General features: G+C 59.5%; 21 protein-coding genes. 3 read left to right on the forward strand and 18 right to left on the reverse strand.

The annotated features are described in order from the left end of the window. Positions 1-10: 10 nt before the first annotated feature. The 6 genes from OC71_RS18900 to OC71_RS18920 form a co-directional block, all read right to left on the reverse strand. Positions 11-619, reverse strand: coding sequence for a phage baseplate assembly protein V (locus OC71_RS18900; RefSeq protein ID WP_041072289.1), 609 nt, complete (start codon positions 617-619; stop codon positions 11-13). Positions 620-622: 3 nt separating this feature from the next. Further along, on the reverse strand, positions 623-1,144 hold the full coding sequence (locus tag OC71_RS18905; RefSeq protein ID WP_041072291.1) for a hypothetical protein: 522 nt from the start codon (positions 1,142-1,144) through the stop codon (positions 623-625). Positions 1,145-1,216: 72 nt separating this feature from the next. Beyond that, positions 1,217-1,558 (reverse strand): phage holin family protein, encoded by a 342-nt coding sequence (locus OC71_RS18910; RefSeq protein WP_003222183.1) that lies wholly within the window; start codon positions 1,556-1,558, stop codon positions 1,217-1,219. A gap of 74 nt (positions 1,559-1,632) precedes the next feature. Beyond that, a complete protein-coding gene (locus tag OC71_RS18915) occupies positions 1,633-2,208 on the reverse strand; it encodes a DUF642 domain-containing protein (protein WP_041072293.1) in 576 nt (191 codons plus the stop codon). Positions 2,209-2,397: 189 nt separating this feature from the next. Next, a complete protein-coding gene (locus OC71_RS27950) occupies positions 2,398-2,706 on the reverse strand; it encodes a hypothetical protein (RefSeq protein WP_140395996.1) in 309 nt (102 codons plus the stop codon). 28 nt (positions 2,707-2,734) lie between these two features. Continuing rightward, the gene (locus OC71_RS18920) at positions 2,735-3,469 is read right to left on the reverse strand and encodes an XRE family transcriptional regulator (protein WP_041072295.1); all 735 of its coding nucleotides are present in this window, start codon (positions 3,467-3,469) and stop codon (positions 2,735-2,737) included. 209 nt (positions 3,470-3,678) lie between these two features. Between OC71_RS18920 and mutS the strand changes: the two genes are divergently transcribed. Beyond that, positions 3,679-6,261 (forward strand): DNA mismatch repair protein MutS, encoded by a 2,583-nt coding sequence (mutS, locus tag OC71_RS18925; RefSeq protein ID WP_041072297.1) that lies wholly within the window; start codon positions 3,679-3,681, stop codon positions 6,259-6,261. A gap of 163 nt (positions 6,262-6,424) precedes the next feature. Beyond that, on the forward strand, positions 6,425-6,748 hold the full coding sequence (gene fdxA / locus OC71_RS18930; RefSeq protein ID WP_007908827.1) for a ferredoxin FdxA: 324 nt from the start codon (positions 6,425-6,427) through the stop codon (positions 6,746-6,748). A 608-nt stretch (positions 6,749-7,356) separates the two neighbouring features. Here the strand turns inward: fdxA and rpoS are convergent. From rpoS to OC71_RS18970, 8 genes are all read right to left on the reverse strand, one after another. After that, the gene (gene rpoS / locus OC71_RS18935; protein WP_016985073.1) at positions 7,357-8,367 is read right to left on the reverse strand and encodes an RNA polymerase sigma factor RpoS; all 1,011 of its coding nucleotides are present in this window, start codon (positions 8,365-8,367) and stop codon (positions 7,357-7,359) included. 105 nt (positions 8,368-8,472) lie between these two features. After that, positions 8,473-9,354: a peptidoglycan DD-metalloendopeptidase family protein gene (locus OC71_RS27150; protein WP_041072302.1), complete on the reverse strand. Its 882-nt coding sequence runs from the start codon at positions 9,352-9,354 to the stop codon at positions 8,473-8,475. Positions 9,355-9,566: 212 nt separating this feature from the next. Continuing rightward, positions 9,567-10,202, reverse strand: a complete 636-nt coding sequence (locus tag OC71_RS18945; RefSeq protein ID WP_169841266.1) for a protein-L-isoaspartate(D-aspartate) O-methyltransferase — start codon at positions 10,200-10,202, stop codon at positions 9,567-9,569. Between the two features lie 41 nt (positions 10,203-10,243). Beyond that, positions 10,244-10,993: a 5'/3'-nucleotidase SurE gene (gene surE / locus OC71_RS18950; protein WP_041072306.1), complete on the reverse strand. Its 750-nt coding sequence runs from the start codon at positions 10,991-10,993 to the stop codon at positions 10,244-10,246. Then, positions 10,981-12,039 carry a tRNA pseudouridine(13) synthase TruD gene (gene truD, locus OC71_RS18955; protein WP_041072308.1) on the reverse strand — a complete coding sequence of 353 codons (1,059 nt, stop codon included), beginning with the start codon at positions 12,037-12,039 and terminating at the stop codon, positions 10,981-10,983. Before truD ends, surE begins: the two co-directional genes overlap by 13 nt. Beyond that, the gene (ispF, locus tag OC71_RS18960; RefSeq protein WP_007964300.1) at positions 12,036-12,509 is read right to left on the reverse strand and encodes a 2-C-methyl-D-erythritol 2,4-cyclodiphosphate synthase; all 474 of its coding nucleotides are present in this window, start codon (positions 12,507-12,509) and stop codon (positions 12,036-12,038) included. Before ispF ends, truD begins: the two co-directional genes overlap by 4 nt. 43 nt (positions 12,510-12,552) lie before the next feature. Further along, positions 12,553-13,398, reverse strand: coding sequence for an S-formylglutathione hydrolase (fghA, locus tag OC71_RS18965; RefSeq protein ID WP_041072310.1), 846 nt, complete (start codon positions 13,396-13,398; stop codon positions 12,553-12,555). A 65-nt stretch (positions 13,399-13,463) separates the two neighbouring features. Further along, the gene (locus OC71_RS18970; protein ID WP_027611042.1) at positions 13,464-14,576 is read right to left on the reverse strand and encodes an S-(hydroxymethyl)glutathione dehydrogenase/class III alcohol dehydrogenase; all 1,113 of its coding nucleotides are present in this window, start codon (positions 14,574-14,576) and stop codon (positions 13,464-13,466) included. 117 nt (positions 14,577-14,693) lie between these two features. On the opposite strand from OC71_RS18970, the gene OC71_RS18975 reads away from it, so the two are divergent. Next, positions 14,694-15,590, forward strand: a complete 897-nt coding sequence (locus tag OC71_RS18975; RefSeq protein WP_041072312.1) for a LysR substrate-binding domain-containing protein — start codon at positions 14,694-14,696, stop codon at positions 15,588-15,590. Positions 15,591-15,678: 88 nt separating this feature from the next. Here OC71_RS18975 and ispD read toward each other — a convergent pair whose 3' ends face one another. The 4 genes from ispD to kdsA all read right to left on the reverse strand — a co-directional run bounded on the left by ispD (position 15,679) and on the right by kdsA (position 19,124). Further along, positions 15,679-16,386, reverse strand: a complete 708-nt coding sequence (gene ispD / locus OC71_RS18980) for a 2-C-methyl-D-erythritol 4-phosphate cytidylyltransferase (RefSeq protein WP_041072314.1) — start codon at positions 16,384-16,386, stop codon at positions 15,679-15,681. Continuing rightward, positions 16,383-16,661: a cell division protein FtsB gene (gene ftsB / locus OC71_RS18985; protein WP_007964293.1), complete on the reverse strand. Its 279-nt coding sequence runs from the start codon at positions 16,659-16,661 to the stop codon at positions 16,383-16,385. The genes ispD and ftsB overlap by 4 nt, the downstream gene beginning before the upstream one ends. A 171-nt stretch (positions 16,662-16,832) precedes the next feature. Next, entirely contained in the window at positions 16,833-18,122 is a 1,290-nt protein-coding gene (gene eno / locus OC71_RS18990) for a phosphopyruvate hydratase (protein ID WP_041072316.1), read from the reverse strand. A gap of 156 nt (positions 18,123-18,278) precedes the next feature. Further along, positions 18,279-19,124 carry a 3-deoxy-8-phosphooctulonate synthase gene (gene kdsA, locus OC71_RS18995; RefSeq protein ID WP_007954807.1) on the reverse strand — a complete coding sequence of 282 codons (846 nt, stop codon included), beginning with the start codon at positions 19,122-19,124 and terminating at the stop codon, positions 18,279-18,281. Positions 19,125-19,128 lie beyond the last annotated feature (4 nt).

A 19,128-nucleotide genomic window follows, 5' to 3' on the forward strand; every position in this document is an offset into this window, starting at 1 on the left:
AGCTCTTGATTCAGGGGCTGATGACGCGGCCCTGGTGATCCACCAACGGGCCGCTGAAGTGCACGCCCGAGGCGTCGATGCTCAGGCCGACCGCGCCCAGTTGCAGGCTGATCAACTGCGGCGTCATCGTCAGTTGCGCCGGGCCGATGCTCAGTGCAAGCGACTCGCGAGAGCCACTGAATGCGGCCGGGCCGTTTTGCCAATGCAGGGTATGCGTGGCGTCGTCGTAGCCGCTTTCAGTGCCGTCGACATGCACCCGGCGCGTCAGCGTCGGAACCGTCGCCGTCGGTGGAAAGCGCTCACTGTTCAAGCCGAACAACGCCACGCTTTGAGCGCCACTTTCACCGCTGCCGTAGTTGAGCAGCAGACACTGCTCGCCCACGCTCGGAATCCGCGATTCGCTCTGCGCTCCGGCGCTAGGGTTGAAGAATTTGATGGCTGGCGTCAGCAATCCTCCGTGGCTGACTTGGCAAGTGTTGCTCGCCGCATCGACTGCCTGACACACGCCGATGCGACAGAAACTCTCGGCACGGCGGTGCAGGTCGTCGATCTCCGCTTCCATCTCCGCCAGCCGCTCGATGATCGGCCCCAGTTGCATGCGCAGTAATGCGTCGAACATCGGTCAGGCCTCCAGCGCGGTGTATTGGTCGGGGTCGTCGATGTTGCTGACTTCCCAGGTACGGGCGAATTTTGGCGTACCGAGCGGGTCGTCGAGCAGCGTCGGGCCAAGGTAGAGGGTCTGCGTGAAAGTCAGGGTCCACGCCTTGTATGGCTGGTCGGCGCGTGTGAGCACTGACGGCAAACCATCAATGTTCATCGGCAGATCACATTGAGCGCCGGGCAGGTTCCAGCGGTTGTCGGTGATCAGGTTTTTCAGTACGGCGATCAGATCGCACGCGGCAAATGCACTCGCAGAAAGTGCCGGAATGACTTGCAGCGACACCGTCATGACGTGGGCGATACGTCCGTCGGCGCCACGCACTCCGGGCGCATTACGGTCGAAGTCGATCAACGCCCAGGCCTGAGCGCCGGGAGCGGTGAAGTCGTCGTGATTGCCAACCTGCAGATTCAGGCCGGCGCTGTTGCGCAAGGTTGTCGCCATCGCCGTGAACAGCTGCGAAGGCTGCTGGATCGGTGCGGGCATGCATAACCTCCTTTTCAAATGTCCACGCGCAGCCCCGCCGCATCAGTTGCAGCGAGGCAGGAAAGTGTTGAGTTACTGGGGATCGCGCGGCGGGGGAACTTCGCAGACGCCGATGCGCTTGGCGGCCCAGCGTTCGTAGAGACCGATGGCGACGTCGGCACCGGCCATGGCGGTCAGGCAACCGAAGGCACCCGCGGCCCAGATGGATAATCCGGCGGCATACAGCAGCATGATCGCCGAGACGCCGCAGATCATGCAGGCACCGGAGCGCAGGGCCAGACGCCGCAGCAATGACCAGCCACGAGCGCCCTCCTTGTCGGCGCGCCACATTTCGCCGGACACCCCGCCCACCACGGCAAGGAGGATGACCAGCCAGATAGGCATGTCCGCCAACGCTTGTTGCTCGTTTGTCATGTCACGCCTCCTGTAAGTGCGGATGAATAAAGAACGGTGAAAAGCCAACCCACGCTGCTCCCCGGTTGTGGGCGCTACAGGCGCTCAACAATGACGTTATCGATAAAGGCAAAGTTGGCGTTCGGGTTTTGCTCGTTGAAAAACGCGAGCGTTGTCTGCGCTGTGATGGCGGTGAATTCGTAAGTGATGGTGCTCCACTCCACTGCAACACCTTTAGCCGTCGGGGTATTGAACGTCGACGTTTGCCCGGCCACTTTGACGTGGATGACACCGTCACCGGAGCGGCTGGCAAACCGCGAATTACCTGCGCTGAAGGTGAGTCGGTACTTCGCCCCGATGGTCGTGGCGAAGTTCTGTTGAATCCCGCCACCATTGCCATAAACATAATTGGCCAGATCTACGATCATCACGCCGTCGGCTGCGACGGAGCCGCCAATTGCATTTGGCATGTTGAAGTACTCGGCACCGGACAGAAAGGTTGTCCAGCCGGTGATCGCATTGGTTTTGGCGGGAGTGTCCAGAATGCAGCCACCACCGCAGGTCGACTGTTCAAAACTGCCGTTGACCAACAAGTTGGCTGCCAGCACATTCGTGCCTGCACCGAGCAACATTGCGCTGGCCAGGAACGGAGCAAGATATTTCTTAAACATATTCGGGTTTCTCTTCCGTGAAAGGATTGATGGGTAATGCCTCAGGGGTTATTGCGAACAAGGTAGGCATTCCAAAAAGCCCGGCAATTACGCCGGGCTTTTCAGTAATGCGTTCCTTCGCCTTCCTTCAAATCCTGTATCCGAGAAGGAAGCTGACTTTTCGGCGCTACTGGCGCGGTACGAGTCCATTCAAATTGTTTTTCCGACCGCGGTCCCTGCCCGCCGGATAACTGCTCTTGGTGCTTTACGCTGCACACCCGGGTCAGTTGCCAACCCTCTGAACCGTTGAGGCCGGTTCATCGCTGCCTGTTCTTGTGGAACTAAAGAGCTGTTGTTGCCAGCCGCTTTGTCGAGCGGCTTGGTGGCAAGAATATGCATGGATGCATATACAGTCAATGCATAAATGCATTTATTTATGCACAAGAAATGCACGGGCTCATGCAGGCCGCATAAATCAAGGCGCCGAGGGTTTTGTTCAGGCGAAAAAAAACCCGCCATGAGGCGGGTTTCCTATGACCGGTGAAATCTATCGGGCGTACATGCCCCACCAGAAGACATGACCGAGGATGACGATCTGCTCGTCCTGCATATCCTGGAAGCTGTAGTCCTCGTCCGGATGTTCATCGCGGTTGAAACTGCGCAGACGGATACCGGTCGGCAGGCGATAGAGCTGCTTCACGCGCAACTGACCGTTGTGATTGATCGCGTACAGATCGCCATCGATGATGTCGCCGATCCCGCACTTGCCGGCGTTCACTCCGACCGTGGCGCCATCCCGCAACACCGGCATCATGCTGTTACCGCGCACTGTCACGCATTTGGCCTGGTCGAACTGCACACCGTTATGACGCAGGCTGCGCTTGCCGAAGCGCAGGCTAGAGCGTTCGCTCTCTTCGATGACGAATCTTCCTGATCCAGCAGCCAATTCAACCTCACGAAGAAAGGGCACCGACACCTCGTCGTCATCGACAGGGGTATCGTCGTCCCACAGGCTTATGTCCTTGAGTTCCGCATGCATGTCATCGCGCGCGCCACCGGTCGCGATCGCGACATCGGCGCGACCGCGCAATTGATCAGTGCTCACATTGAAGTATTCGGCGATCTTCGAGATGTGTTTATCCGAAGGATCGACGATCTTCCCGCTGAGAATCCGCGAGAGCGTTGATTGAGGCACGCCGGTGCGACGGTGGAGCTCCGTGGGGGAGATCCCGTGCTGGTCGAGCAGTGCTCTTAAGACGGAGGATACGTTGCGTTTTTGCATAACGCGCATAGTGCTTGAAGTTTTTTCCGAAGACAAATGCTGATTTGCATAAATCGTGCATAAATCACAATTAAACGCAGAAAGTGTCAGCCGGCCGTCATGCCTGCGTCGAGCCGACCGCCCATGGTAACCTTGCGTCCATCGCGGAAAAGCCCGGCGGTTGCCCTCGCTTTTGCCCTACATCATTTAACGAGTTACCTGACAATCCGATGAATAAAGCCGTCTCCGACCTGTCCTCCCACACCCCGATGATGCAGCAGTACTGGCGCCTGAAGAATCAGCACCCGGATCAGCTGATGTTCTATCGCATGGGCGACTTCTACGAGATCTTCTATGAAGACGCAAAGAAGGCAGCCAAGTTGCTCGACATCACCCTGACTGCGCGCGGCCAGTCGGCAGGGCAAGCGATCCCGATGTGCGGGATTCCTTACCACGCGGCGGAAGGTTACTTGGCGAAACTGGTCAAGCTCGGCGAGTCGGTGGTGATCTGCGAGCAGGTCGGCGACCCGGCCACCAGCAAGGGCCCGGTGGAACGTCAGGTGGTGCGGATCATCACCCCGGGTACGGTCAGCGATGAGGCGTTGCTGGATGAGCGCCGCGACAACCTGATCGCAGCGGTGCTGGGCGATGAGCGCCTGTTCGGTCTGGCAGTGCTGGACATCACCAGCGGCAACTTCACTGTGCTGGAGATCAAGGGCTGGGAGAACCTGCTGGCGGAACTGGAGCGGGTCAACCCGGTGGAACTGCTGATCCCGGACGATTGGCCGAAAGACCTGCCGGCGGAAAAACGCCGTGGTGTGCGTCGTCGCGCGCCGTGGGATTTCGAGCGCGATTCGGCGTTGAAAAGTCTCTGCCAGCAGTTTTCCACACAAGACCTGAAAGGCTTCGGTTGCGAAACCCTGACCCTGGCCATCGGCGCCGCTGGTTGCTTGCTGGCCTATGCCAAGGAAACCCAGCGCACCGCCCTGCCCCATCTGCGCAGCCTGCGTCATGAGCGTCTGGACGACACCGTGGTGCTCGACGGCGCGAGCCGCCGCAACCTCGAACTCGATACCAACCTGGCTGGCGGGCGCGACAATACGTTGCAATCGGTGGTCGATCGTTGCCAGACCGCGATGGGCAGCCGCCTGCTGACCCGTTGGCTGAACCGTCCGCTGCGTGATTTGACCGTGCTGCTGGCGCGGCAGACCTCGATCACTTGCCTGCTCGACGGCTACCGCTTCGAAAAACTCCAGCCGCAGCTCAAGGAAATCGGCGACATCGAGCGGATTCTGGCGCGGATCGGCCTGCGCAACGCGCGCCCCCGTGACCTCGCTCGCCTGCGCGATGCCCTCGGTGCCCTGCCGCAACTGCAAGTGGCGATGACCGACCTGGAAGCGCCGCACCTGCAGCGCCTGGCAGCCACCACCAGCACCTACCCGGAACTGGCGGCGCTGCTGGAAAAAGCCATCATCGACAACCCGCCTGCGGTGATCCGCGACGGCGGCGTGTTGAAAACCGGTTACGACAGCGAACTCGACGAGCTGCAGTCGTTGAGCGAAAACGCCGGCCAGTTCCTCATCGACCTCGAAGCCCGGGAAAAGGCCCGCACCGGTCTGGCCAACCTGAAAGTCGGCTACAACCGCATTCACGGCTACTTCATCGAACTGCCGAGCAAGCAAGCCGAATCGGCTCCAGCCGATTACATCCGGCGCCAGACGCTCAAGGGCGCCGAGCGTTTCATCACGCCCGAGCTGAAAGAATTCGAGGACAAGGCGCTGTCAGCCAAGAGCCGTGCCCTCGCCCGTGAGAAAATGCTCTACGAGGCGTTGCTGGAAGATCTGATCAGCCAACTGCCACCGCTGCAGGACACGGCCGGCGCTTTGGCGGAACTGGACGTACTGAGCAACCTTGCTGAACGTGCGCTGAACCTTGACCTGAACTGCCCGCGTTTCGTCAGCGAGCCGTGCATGCGCATCACCCAAGGGCGTCACCCGGTGGTTGAGCAGGTGCTGACCACGCCGTTCGTGGCCAACGACCTGAGCCTGGATGACAACACCCGGATGCTGGTGATCACCGGGCCGAACATGGGCGGTAAATCCACCTACATGCGCCAAACCGCATTGATCGTGCTGCTGGCGCATATCGGCAGTTTTGTCCCGGCGGCCAGTTGCGAGTTGTCGCTGGTGGACCGGATCTTCACCCGGATCGGCTCCAGCGACGACCTGGCCGGCGGCCGTTCGACCTTCATGGTCGAGATGAGCGAAACCGCCAACATCCTGCACAACGCCACCGAACGCAGTCTGGTGCTGATGGACGAAGTCGGTCGCGGCACCAGCACCTTCGACGGTCTGTCGCTGGCATGGGCCGCTGCCGAGCGCCTGGCACATCTGCGTGCCTATACTTTATTTGCCACACACTATTTCGAACTGACCGTGTTGCCGGAAGCCGAGCCGCTGGTGGCCAACGTGCACCTCAACGCGACCGAGCACAACGAGCGCATCGTGTTCCTGCACCACGTCTTGCCGGGACCTGCCAGCCAAAGCTACGGCCTGGCCGTGGCGCAACTGGCCGGCGTACCGAGCGAAGTCATCGTGCGTGCCCGTGAGCATCTGAGCCGACTGGAAGACACCGCATTGCCGCACGAAGCGCCGAAGCCTGCCATCAAAGGCAAACCGGCGGCCCCTCAGCAAAGCGACATGTTTGCCAGCCTGCCGCATCCGGTACTGGACGAATTGGCGAAAGTGGATCTCGATGACCTGACCCCGCGTCGAGCACTCGAATTGTTATATGCACTTAAGAACCGGATCTAAGCAGCAAAGAACCGGATATAACGCAAACGGCTTCAAGCTGTTAGAATCTCGCGCGGTTCGGGATGCTGCCGGTTAATAGCCTGGCTGGCAGACATCGCTCCCGAACCTGGCGACCCCAACCGTGAAGGGGCTACGCTGCCGCCGCCTGAGGAGAAAATTAGAAATGACCTTCGTCGTCACCGACAACTGCATCAAGTGCAAGTACACCGACTGCGTAGAAGTCTGTCCGGTGGACTGCTTTTACGAAGGCCCGAACTTCCTGGTGATTCACCCGGACGAGTGCATCGACTGCGCCCTGTGCGAACCGGAATGCCCGGCCGTCGCGATTTTCTCCGAGGACGAAGTCCCGGAAGAGATGCAGGAGTTCATTCAGCTGAACGTTGAATTGGCTGAAATCTGGCCGAACATCACCGAGAAGAAAGAATCGCTGCCGGATGCCGAAGAGTGGGATGGCGTCAAAGGCAAGATCAAAGACCTCGAACGCTGATCTGTCGCGCGTTACGAAAAGGCCCCTTGCGGGCCTTTTTGCTTTTGCGGGTTTTACTTTTCTACAGGCAAAAAAAGGGGCGGTTTGACCCGCCCACATTTTTCCCTATTCCCTGTATTCCTTTTCATCGTCCTGATGAATCGCGTCCTGCGATGTCCGTTCCCCTCTTCCTTGAAGGGCGTGTCTGTCCGTCGACACAGTGCTGATATTAGAGAGTTCCCTGCCGAGAGCAATCGGCCTCAAAGGCTGAAGATCGCTGTCATAAGCACTTCATATTATTAAATAAGCTTTAAAATCAATTAGTTAAATACGTTCACCGAGAGCAATCGACGTCTACCGTCCTGCAAAAATAGGGAACGCTTACGAGAGAGTAAGCCAAGGCTTACGTCGCGAGACTACAAACGATGGAAATGCTGACCATTTGTCCGGCAATGAACGATGTGGGAGCTTGCTCCCGCCGGGTTGCGCAGCAACCCCTGAGATTCATGAGCGCTGCGCACTCAAGCGGGAGCAAGCTCCCTCACCACAGACCGTCTTCAGCCGATATCCGAGCAATAAAAAAGCCCCGAACCAGTCGGGGCTTTTTTATGGACGGTTGCCAGAGGCGCTTACTGAAACAGCGACTCGCTCGACAGGCCATTCTTCTCAAGGATTTCACGAAGGCGCTTGAGGCCCTCTACCTGGATCTGCCGCACCCGCTCCCGAGTCAGGCCGATCTCCAGGCCTACATCCTCCAGCGTGCTGCTCTCATGGCCGCGCAGGCCAAAGCGGCGAACGACCACCTCACGCTGCTTGTCGGTCAGTTCCGAGAGCCATTGATCGATGCTCTGCGACAGGTCGTCATCCTGCAGCAGTTCGCATGGATCGGTCGGACGGTCATCCGTCAGGGTGTCCAGCAGGGTTTTATCCGAATCCGGACCCAGCGAGACATCGACCGAAGAAACCCGCTCGTTCAGGCCAAGCATGCGCTTGACCTCGCCCACCGGTTTTTCCAGCAGGTTGGCGATTTCTTCGGGTGAAGGTTCGTGATCGAGCTTTTGCGTCAACTCGCGTGCGGCCCGCAGGTACACGTTGAGCTCCTTGACCACATGGATCGGCAGCCGGATGGTCCGGGTCTGATTCATGATCGCACGCTCGATGGTCTGACGAATCCACCAGGTGGCGTAGGTCGAGAAGCGGAAGCCGCGCTCGGGATCGAACTTTTCCACCGCTCGGATCAAGCCGAGGTTGCCCTCTTCGATCAGGTCCAGCAGCGACAGCCCCCGATTGACATAACGCCGGGCGATCTTCACGACCAGCCGCAGGTTACTTTCAATCATGCGCTTGCGCCCGGCAGGGTCGCCACTTTGCGACAGACGCGCAAAATGAACTTCTTCCTCCGGGGAGAGCAGTGGTGAAAAGCCGATTTCGTTGAGATACAGCTGCGTGGCATCGAGTGCCCGAGTGTAGTCGATGTACTTGTGTTGTTTAAGTGAAGCGGAGTGTTTGGATTTGGAACGAACGGAAGGTGGAGCAGCCCCTTCATCATTCGACATCGAAGATTCCGAATCGATGCCGGCCTCCATAAGGAGAACCTCATCGTCGATGTCAAACTCCGGCACTTCTTTACTGAGAGCCATTGTTATAGTCCTTTGGTGAGTTCGACCCCAAGCTCAAGCGACGCCTTTATCCTTGGCAGCGCTGGAGCCTGTCCCCTCTACGCGACGGAACAGGCTGGCCTCAAATCAACGTCTGGGCAGGAACTGCAGCGGATCTACAGGTTTACCTTGTCGGCGAATCTCAAAATGCAGTTTCACCCGGTCTGTACCCGTTGACCCCATTTCGGCAATTGTCTGTCCGACTTTGACCTGCTGCCCCTCCCGTACCAACAGCCTGCGGTTATGTCCGTAGGCACTGACGTAGGTTTCGCTGTGTTTGATGATGACTAATTCGCCGTAGCCCCTTAAGCCACTCCCGGCGTAAACCACCGTCCCATCAGACGCAGCTAAAACAGGCTGTCCCAAATCTCCGGCGATATCAATTCCTTTATTCAAACTACCGTTTGAAGAGAATTTTCCAATCAGAATGCCATTAGATGGCCATCCCCAGCCGGTCGGGGCTGGCCCCGGTGGAGGCAGCGGAGCCGGGGCCGGTTTGCTGGCGACGGACGGTGCAGCCCCCGCAGAGCCGGCGCCGGAACCGGTCACCGTCGTGGTTGTAGTGCCATTCGCCTGACGCCGGATTACCGTGGTTTTGCTCGACGAAGACGGCGAAGAGCTGCTGTTGCTGACCACCGCCGTCGGCGTTGAGCCGGTGCGGCCATCAAAGCGAATTGTCTGACCCGGGTGGATCGTATACGGCGTAGGAATATTGTTCCGGGCCGCGAGGGCTTTGTAGTCCCAGCCGTAGCGAAAAGCGATGGAAAACAGCGTATCGCCCGGACGGACTACATACTGCCCGGTCGTTACCGCAGGGCGTTGAGCCGCCGCACTGTTGCGATCGACCACCCGCACATTGCTCGATTTGGTGCTGGAGCAACCGACCAGCAAGGTGCTCAATACAAGGCCAGTCACCAGGCGCTGAAAGCTCGTGTTACCCATACGCTGCGCAATGACTGTGAGACTCACCCGCCGCTCCCTTTGTGGTGGCTGAAATATGTGGAATGCCGAATCGCGGCAAGTAGTGTCGCAAGTATAACGGGCCGAATGGGCTTTACCGTTAAAGATGCGAAAACGCTTCACGCACACGTTTGCCCTTGGGCAATTGATAGCGTTTAAACCCTCACTGACGGTGTAAGACACAGGCCAGCGCAAGGAATTCAGCGCGCGCAAATAAATGCTCAGGCCAACGGACCATTGAGCAATGGCACGAAGCGCACCGCCCCCAGCACGTGACGGGAAAAGCCGTGTTCTTCACGCACGATCAGCATCAGTTGCTGCACTTCTCCGGAGCCGACCGGAATCACCATCCGCCCGCCCGGTGCCAGTTGATCGAGCAACGCCTGCGGAACGTCAGTCGCGACTGCGGTGACGATGATGCCATTGTACGGCGCCAACGCCGGCCAGCCTTCCCAGCCATCGCCCCAGCGGAACACCACGTTGCGCAGGTTCAACTCGACCAGGCGTTCCTTGGCCCGGTCCTGCAGGACCTTGATGCGCTCGACCGAGAACACCCGCTCAACCAGTTGCGACAGCACCGCCGTCTGATAGCCCGAACCGGTACCGATTTCCAGAACCTTGTCCAAAGGCCCTGCCTCCAGCAGCAGCTCGCTCATGCGCGCCACCATATAAGGCTGGGAGATGGTCTGGTTGTGGCCAATCGGCAGCGCGGTATCTTCATAGGCACGGTGCGCCAGCGCTTCATCGACAAACAGATGACGCGGCGTACGGCGGATCACTTCCAGCACCTTGGCGTTGGACAGGCCTTCTTCATAGAGGCGCTGGATAAGACGTTCGCGCGTACGCTGCGACGTCATGCCGATGCCGCTGCGCATTCTGTCTTCGTGTTCACGAGCCATTAGCGCAGTCCCTCCAGCCAGCCGTCGAGATGCCTGAAGGCATCGTTGAAGGTGCGATCGAGCTGCAGCGGGGTAATGGAAACGTAGCCCTGCATCACGGCATGAAAGTCGGTGCCTGGCCCGCCGTCTTCGGCATCGCCGGCAGCGGCAATCCAGTAACCGGCCTTGCCACGCGGGTCGACCACTTTCATGGGTGCTGCGGCGCGGGCGCGATGGCCCAGACGGGTCAGTTGAATGCCACGAATATGGTCGATCGGCAGATTGGGAATGTTCACGTTCAGCACCGTGCGCGGTGGCAGGTCCAGCCCGGCATGGGCCTCGACCAGTTTGCGCGCGAAATGTGCAGCTGTCGCCAGATTGTCCACCTGGCGCGAACACAGCGAGAACGCGAACGAAGGACGCTCGAGAAAGCGCCCTTCGAGGGCGGCGGCCACCGTGCCGGAATACAGCACGTCATCGCCGAGGTTGGCGCCGAGGTTGATCCCGGAAACCACCATGTCCGGCTCGCGCTCCAGCAGGCCGTTGAGGCCCAGATGCACGCAGTCGGTCGGTGTTCCGTTGAGGCTGATGAAACCATTGGCCAGGTATTGCGGGTGCAGCGGACGGTCGAGCGTCAGCGAACTGCTGGCGCCGCTTTTGTCCTGCTCCGGGGCGATAACCACGCATTCGGTGTAATCCGCCAGCGCAGCATAAAGCGCGGCGAGACCGGGTGCGGTTACCCCATCGTCGTTAGAAATCAGAATACGCATGGGCTGTCCGTCTGCCCCACCGGCACCAGATCAACGAGTTCGCGCACCAATACGGTGGCGAAGCATCCGGCCGGGAGGACGAATTCCAGTTGCAGAATGTCAGGCTGGGGATAATGCCACGACAACCCGCCAATGGGCAGCCGCAGGATGCGACGTTCGTGGCTCATTCCGGCATTGATCAGCCAATCGCGCAGATCCGCCTCACGCTCGGCAATCCCCTGCTCCAGATCATGGACAGCGCCGGCGGCCGGTGAGTCACCTTCGCCCCACTGCGGGCCGGTCGGGTGCAGGTCGAGAATCGCCAGGCGCGGATCGCTGCATTCGGCCTCACCGGCCGGGAAAAAACTGCGGCTGTCGGTGAACGCCAGCAGATCGCCGACTTGCGCCTGCTGCCAGGTGCCATCGGCCACCCGCGCCGCCAGCACTTGATTGAACAGAAAACTGCGCGCCGTCGACAGCAGCCGCGAGCGCACATTGCGCTGCTCCGGCAATGCCTTGCGCGCCGCCCACGCACGCGCATCGACGACGTTGCCGCCGTCATGGCCGAAACGCTGGGCGCCGAAATAATTGGGAATGCCTTGCCTGGCGATCCGTTGCAGACGCTGCTCGATTGCGTCCTTGTCGCCGGCGAACTGGGTCAGGCGCAAGGTGAAACCGTTGGCCGAATGCGCGCCGCGTTGCAGCTTGCGTTTGTGGCGCGTGGTCTTGAGGATCTTCAGCGTGTCGTTTTCCGCCGCCGACAGATCCGGATCAGCCTTGCCCGGCAGTTGCACACTGAACCACTGACGAGTCAACGCCTGACGATCCTTGAGCCCGGCATAACTGACGGTGCGCAACGGCACGCCAGCCGCCTTGGCAATCCGCCGCGCTGCCTCTTCGGTGTTCAGACCGCGTTTTTCCACCCAGATCCACAGGTGTTCGCCATCGCCGCTGAACGGGATGTCGAGCACTTCATCGACCTGAAAATCTTCGGCGATGGCTTTCAGAACCGCAGTGCCGAGGGGTTCGCCATAGGCGCGCGGGCCGAGCAGTTGCAATTCGTTCATGCGCGCAGCAACAAGGCAACGGAATGCACGGCGATGCCTTCTTCGCGACCGACAAAGCCGAGCTTTTCGGTGGTGGTAGCTTTCACGTTCACTTGATCCAGTTCAACTTGCAGATCGGCGGCGATCAACGCTCGCATCGCTTCGATATGCGGGGCCATTTTCGGTGCCTGGGCGACGATGGTGTTGTCGACGTTGCCGACTTTCCAGCCCTTGGCGTGGATCAGCGCGACCACATGACGCAGCAGCACGCGGCTGTCGGCGCCCTTGAATTGCGGGTCAGTGTCCGGAAAATGTTTGCCGATATCACCCAGCGCGGCCGCGCCGAGCAAGGCATCGCTCAAGGCGTGCAGCAGGACGTCACCGTCGGAGTGAGCGAGCAGCCCGAAGCTGTGTGCAATGCGCACGCCGCCCAGAGTAATGAAATCGCCTTCAGCGAAACGGTGCACATCGTAGCCGTGGCCAATACGCATAAAAAAACGCCCCGATTTTTGTCAGGGCGTGATTCTACCTGCATTAACCGCGCAGGGCGCGTGCGTGATGCTGCAAGTGGTCATCTATGAAGCTTGAGATGAAGAAATAGCTGTGGTCGTAGCCCGGCTGCAGGCGCAACGTCAGCGGATGACCCGCTTGTTTTGCCGCTTGTTGCAGGGCCTGGGGCTTGAGCTGGTTTTCGAGGAAGTCGTCGCGATCACCCTGATCGACCAGTAACGGCAGTTTTTCGCCGGCCTCGGCAATCAGCGCGCAAGCATCCCATTCTTTCCACTTCGAACGGTCTTCACCCAGATAACGCGAGAACGCCTTCTGTCCCCATGGGCAATCCATCGGATTGTTGATCGGCGAAAACGCCGAGACCGACTGGTAACGCCCCGGATTGCGCAGCGCACAAACCAAAGCGCCGTGGCCGCCCATTGAATGGCCGCTGATGCTGCGTTTGTCCGACGCCGGGAAATGCGCTTCAACCAATGAAGGCAATTCCTGCACGACATAGTCATGCATCCGATAGTGCCGCGCCCATGGTTCCTGCGTGGCATTCAGGTAGAACCCGGCGCCGAGGCCGAAATCCCAGGCGCCATCCGGATCACCCGGCACATCCGGGCCGCGCGGACTGGTGTCCGGTGCGACGATGATCAGGCCAAGTTCGGCGGCCATGCGCATCGCGCCGGCCTTTTGCATGAAGTTCTCGTCGGTGCAGGTCAGACCGGACAGCCAGTAGAGCACTGGCAACTTGCCGCCCTGCTCCGCTTGCGGCGGCAGGTACACGGCAAACACCATGTCGCAGCCGAGCATGTCGGAACGGTGGCGATAGCGCTTGTGCCAGCCGCCGAAACTTTTCTGACAGGAGATATTTTCCAGACTCATGTAAAGACTCCTACGCGGCCCCGGCTATAAACCTTCAAGGTCTGTAGCCGTAGCGTCGCGAATGATCAGAAATGAATGACGGTACGGATGCTCTTGCCTTCGTGCATCAGATCGAAGGCCTTGTTGATATCTTCCAGACCCATGGTGTGGGTAATGAAAGTATCCAGCGGAATCTCGCCGCTCTGCGCCATGTCAACGTAGCTTGGCAACTCGGTACGACCACGCACGCCGCCAAATGCCGAACCACGCCAGACGCGACCGGTCACCAGCTGGAACGGACGGGTCGAAATTTCCTGACCGGCACCGGCAACACCGATGATCACCGATTCGCCCCAGCCCTTGTGGCAGCATTCCAGCGCCGCGCGCATCAGTTGCACGTTGCCGATGCATTCAAAGGAGAAGTCGACGCCGCCATCGGTCATGTCGACGATCACTTCCTGGATCGGACGATCGAAGTCTTTCGGGTTGACGCAATCGGTGGCGCCCAACTGCTTGGCGATCTCGAACTTGGCCGGGTTGATGTCGATGGCGATGATCCGCGCAGCCTTGGCTTTAACCGCACCAATGACGGCCGACAGACCGATGCCGCCCAGACCGAAAATCGCCACGGTGTCACCCGGCTTGACCTTGGCGGTGTTGATCACCGCACCGATACCGGTGGTCACGCCGCAACCGAGCAGGCAGACCTTTTCCAGCGGCGCGTCCTTGGCGATTTTCGCCACGGAGATTTCCGGCAGTACGGTGTATTCCGAGAACGTCGAAGTACCCATGTAGTGGAAAATCGTTTGGCCCTTGTAGGAAAAGCGCGAAGTGCCGTCCGGCATCAGACCTTTGCCCTGAGTAGCGCGAATCGCCTGACACAGGTTGGTCTTGCCCGACTTGCAGAATTTGCACTGGCCGCATTCCGGGGTGTACAGCGGAATCACGTGGTCACCGACGGCGACCGAGGTGACGCCCTCGCCGATCGCTTCAACGATTGCGCCACCTTCGTGGCCAAGGATCGACGGGAAGATGCCTTCCGGATCTGCGCCGGACAGGGTGTAGGCGTCAGTGTGGCAAACCCCGGAAGCCACCACGCGCAGCAACACTTCACCGGCCTTGGGCATGGCCACATCGACTTCTACGATTTCCAGCGGCTTCTTGGCCTCGAAGGCAACGGCGGCGCGCGACTTGATCATGCTGACTCTCCAGTGAATCCATTGATTAAAAAAACCAGACCGGCAGTGTAGTACAGCGCGATCTGATGAATAATCCGGACCAAAGCAAAACATTATTGCCATACAGGGATAATCCCGATGTCGGAAAATCGTTGGGAAGGCATCGACGAGTTCGTCGCCGTAGCCGAATGCAGCCAATTCACCGCCGCAGCAGAGCGTCTTGGGGTTTCGTCCTCGCACATCAGTCGACAAATCGTACGACTGGAAGAGCGCTTGCAGACGCGTCTGCTCTATCGCAGTACCCGCCGCGTGACGTTGACCGAAGCCGGACAAACTTTTCTGCAGCATTGCCAACGCCTGCAGGACGGTCGCGAAGAAGCCCTGCGCGCGGTTGGCGACTTGACCAGCGAGCCCAAAGGCATGCTGCGCATGACCTGTGCCGTGGCCTATGGCGAGCGGTTCATCGTGCCGCTGGTGACACGCTTCATGGGGCAATATCCGCAATTGCGCGTCGACATCGAGTTAACCAACCGCCAGCTCGACCTGGTGCATGAGGGGCTGGATTTGGCGATCCGATTGGGCCGGCTACAGGATTCGCGATTGGTCGCCACTCGCCTGGCGCCGCGCCGGATGTATCTGTGCGCGTCTCCGTCCTACGTGGAACGGTATGGCCGCCCACACAGTTTGTCGGAACTGAGCCGCCACAATTGCCTGATCGGCAGCTCGGATCTGTGGCAACTGGAACAGAACGGGCGGGAATTTTCCCAACGTGTTCAGGGAAACTGGCGCTGCAACAGTGGGCAGGCGGTACTGGATGCGGCGCTGCAAGGGGTCGGCCTGTGTCAGTTGCCGGACTACTACGTGCTCGAGCATTTGCACAGCGGGGCGCTGATTTCGCTGCTGGAGGCGCATCAGCCACCGAATACGGCGGTGTGGGCGTTATATCCGCAGCAGCGGCATCTGTCGCCGAAGGTGCGCAAGCTGGTGGATTTCTTGAAGGAAGGGTTGGCCGAGCGGCCGGAGTATCGAATTTAAAAGCAAAAGATCGCAGCCTGCGGCAGCTCCTACAGGGAAACCGCGAACTCCCTGTAGGAGCTGCCGCAGGCTGCGATCCTTTGATCTTTCAGCGGCGGTTAGCCCAACGCTGACGCAACCACTCCAGATCTTCCGGCCGGGTGACTTTAAGGTTGTCCGCCCGCCCTTCGATCAAACGCGGTGCCAGACCAGCCCACTCCATCGCCGAGGCTTCATCGGTAATCACCGCATCCGCCACCAGACTGTCAGCCAACGCCCGATGCAGCGCACCGAGGCGGAACATCTGTGGTGTATAGGCTTGCCAGATCACGCTGCGATCCACGGTTTCCACCACACGACCGTGCTTGTCGACCCGCTTCAAGGTGTCACGCGCCGGCACGGCCAGCAGACCGCCGACGGCATCGTCCGCCAGCTCAGCCAGCAATTTGTCGAGATCGTCACGGCTCAGATTCGGGCGCGCGGCATCGTGCACCAGCACCCAGTCTTCATCGTCGGCACCTTGCGCATGCAAATGCAGCAAGGCATTGAGCACCGACCCGGAACGCTCCGCGCCGCCCTCGACCCGCTGAATCCGCGAGTCGCTGGCGCAAGCCAGGTTTGGCCAATAAGGATCATCAACCGCCAGACTGACCACCAGCCCCTTGAGGCTTGGGTGATCGAGGAAACAGCCGAGGCTGTGTTCAAGAATTGTCCGTCCGCCCAGTTGCAGGTATTGCTTGGGACGGTCCGCAGCCATTCGGGCACCGACGCCCGCGGCAGGAATCACGGCCCAGAAGGCCGGCAGGGAATCGATCATTGCGCGAGCTGGTAAAGGGTTTCACCGTCCTTGACCATGCCCAGCTCATGGCGAGCCCGCTCTTCAACGGTCTCCATGCCTTTTTTCAACTCGCTGACTTCAGCATCCATCACCCGATTGCGCTCCAGCAGGCCTTCGTTCTCGGCGTGCTGATCAGCAATCTGCTGCTTCAGCTCGGCGACCTGCGCCAGACTGCCATTGCCCACCCACAGGCGGTACTGCAGACCGGCCAGCAGCAAGAGCAAAACGAGAAACAACCAGTAAGGACTGCGCATCGAATATCAGGTATCCAGTGAAAAAAGACAGCCACGCGAAAACTTTGAAACGTCTGATAGCACGAAGCCTGGAAGATCCAGGCTTGTGCATATAAGGCATCAGATTAGTGGCAAATCCATCGCTGTCACGACTTTTCCGACACAATCCGGTGTCTTTTTACCATCTACAGCTTAACCGCGGAACTCGGCGCGACCGTTGTACTTGGCTTTGCCATTCAACTGCTCTTCGATACGCAGCAGTTGGTTGTACTTGGAAACGCGGTCGGAACGGCACAGCGAACCGGTCTTGATCTGGCCAGCCGAGGTGCCCACGGCCAGGTCGGCAATCGTCGAATCTTCGGTTTCGCCCGAACGGTGCGAGATCACGGCGGTGTAACCGGCGGCCTTGGCCATCTGGATGGCTTCCAGGGTTTCGGTCAGGGTGCCGATCTGGTTGAACTTGATCAGGATCGAGTTGGCGATCTTTTTATCGATGCCTTCTTTCAGGATCTTGGTGTTGGTCACGAACAGGTCGTCGCCGACCAGTTGGGTTTTCTCGCCAATCTTGTCGGTGAGGATCTTCCAGCCAGCCCAGTCGGACTCGTCCAGACCGTCTTCGATCGAGATGATCGGATAACGTTCGGTCAGGCCTTTCAGATAATCGGCGAAACCTTCAGCAGTAAACACCTGGCCTTCGCCGGACAGGTTGTACTTGCCGTCTTCGAAGAACTCGCTCGCGGCGCAGTCCAGCGCCAGGGTCACGTCGGTGCCCAGCTTGTAGCCGGCGTTGGCCACCGCTTCGGAGATCACTTTCAACGCGTCTTCGTTGGACGCCAGGTTTGGTGCGAAACCGCCTTCGTCGCCAACGGCAGTGCTCAGGCCACGGGCCTTCAGCACGGCTTTGAGGTGATGGAAAATCTCGGTGCCCATGCGCAGACCTTCCGAGAAGGTCTTGGCGCCAACCGGCTGCACCATGAATTCCTGGATGTCGACGTTGTTATCGGCATGCTCGCCACCGTTGATGATGTTCATCATCGGCACCGGCATCGAGTACACCCCCGGGGTGCCGTTCAGGTTGGCGATGTGTGCGTACAGCGGCAGGTCCTGGTCCTGTGCAGCCGCCTTGGCCGCAGCCAGGGACACCGCGAGGATGGCGTTGGCGCCCAGAGTTGCCTTGTTTTCGGTACCGTCGAGCTTGATCATCGCGTGGTCGAGGGCTTTCTGGTCGCTTGGGTCAGTGCCCAGCAGCAGATCGCGGATCGGACCGTTGATGTTGGCTACCGCCTTGAGCACACCTTTGCCCAGGTAACGGCTCTTGTCGCCATCACGCAGCTCGAGCGCTTCACGCGAGCCAGTGGATGCACCGGACGGCGCGCAAGCGCTGCCGATGATGCCGTTGTCGAGAAGCACGTCCGCTTCCACGGTGGGATTGCCACGGGAGTCGAGGACTTCACGACCTTTGATGTCGACGATTTTTGCCATTGTTGTAAACACTCCAAAGTTGACGAAAACGACGCAGCTAGAGGAAATCTTTTTACCGTCGGCAAGTGGTGTGCAGCGGGCAGCTTGCAGACGACAACGCACATGCCCGAGGGCATGTGCGACAAATCGTGCGGTACTTTACCGGAGAAATGAGCGTTACGCGGTTTCTACCGTCGGAAAACTCTTCACCAGTTCGTCCAAGGCTTTGAGCTGGGCCAGGAATGGCTCCAGTTTGTCCAGACGCAAGGCGCAGGGGCCGTCGCATTTGGCGTTGTCCGGATCCGGATGCGCTTCGAGGAACAGACCGGCCAGCGACTGGCTCATGCCTGCCTTGGCCAGATCGGTGACCTGTGCACGGCGCCCGCCGGCGGAGTCGGAACGACCGCCAGGCATTTGCAGCGAGTGGGTCACGTCGAAGAATACCGGGTACTCGAACTGCTTCATGATGCCGAAGCCGAGCATGTCGACCACGAGGTTGTTGTAGCCGAAGCTCGAACCACGCTCGCAGAGGATCAATTGATCGTTACCCGCTTCCACACACTTGTTCAGGATGTGTTTCATTTCCTGAGGGGCGAGGAACTGGGCTTTCTTGATGTTGATCACCGCGTTGGTCTTGGCCATCGCGACGACCAGATCGGTCTGACGCGACAGGAAGGCCGGCAGCTGGATGATGTCGCAGACTTCAGCGACGACCGCAGCCTGATCAGGCTCGTGGACGTCGGTGATGATCGGCACGCCGAAGGCTTGCTTGATGTCCTGGAAGATGCGCATGCCCTCTTCCAGGCCAGGGCCGCGATACGAGGTCACAGAAGAGCGGTTGGCCTTGTCGAAGCTGGCCTTGAACACGTAAGGGATACCGAGTTTCTCGGTAACCTTCACGTACTCCTCGCAAACCTGCATGGCCATGTCGCGGCTTTCCAGCACGTTCATGCCGCCGAACAGCACCATGGGTTTGTCGTTGGCAATCTCGATGTCGCCGACGCGGATGATCTTCTGTGCCATCGGG

This window comes from Pseudomonas sp. W15Feb9B (genome assembly GCF_000828175.1).
Lineage (GTDB): Bacteria > Pseudomonadota > Gammaproteobacteria > Pseudomonadales > Pseudomonadaceae > Aquipseudomonas > Aquipseudomonas parakoreensis.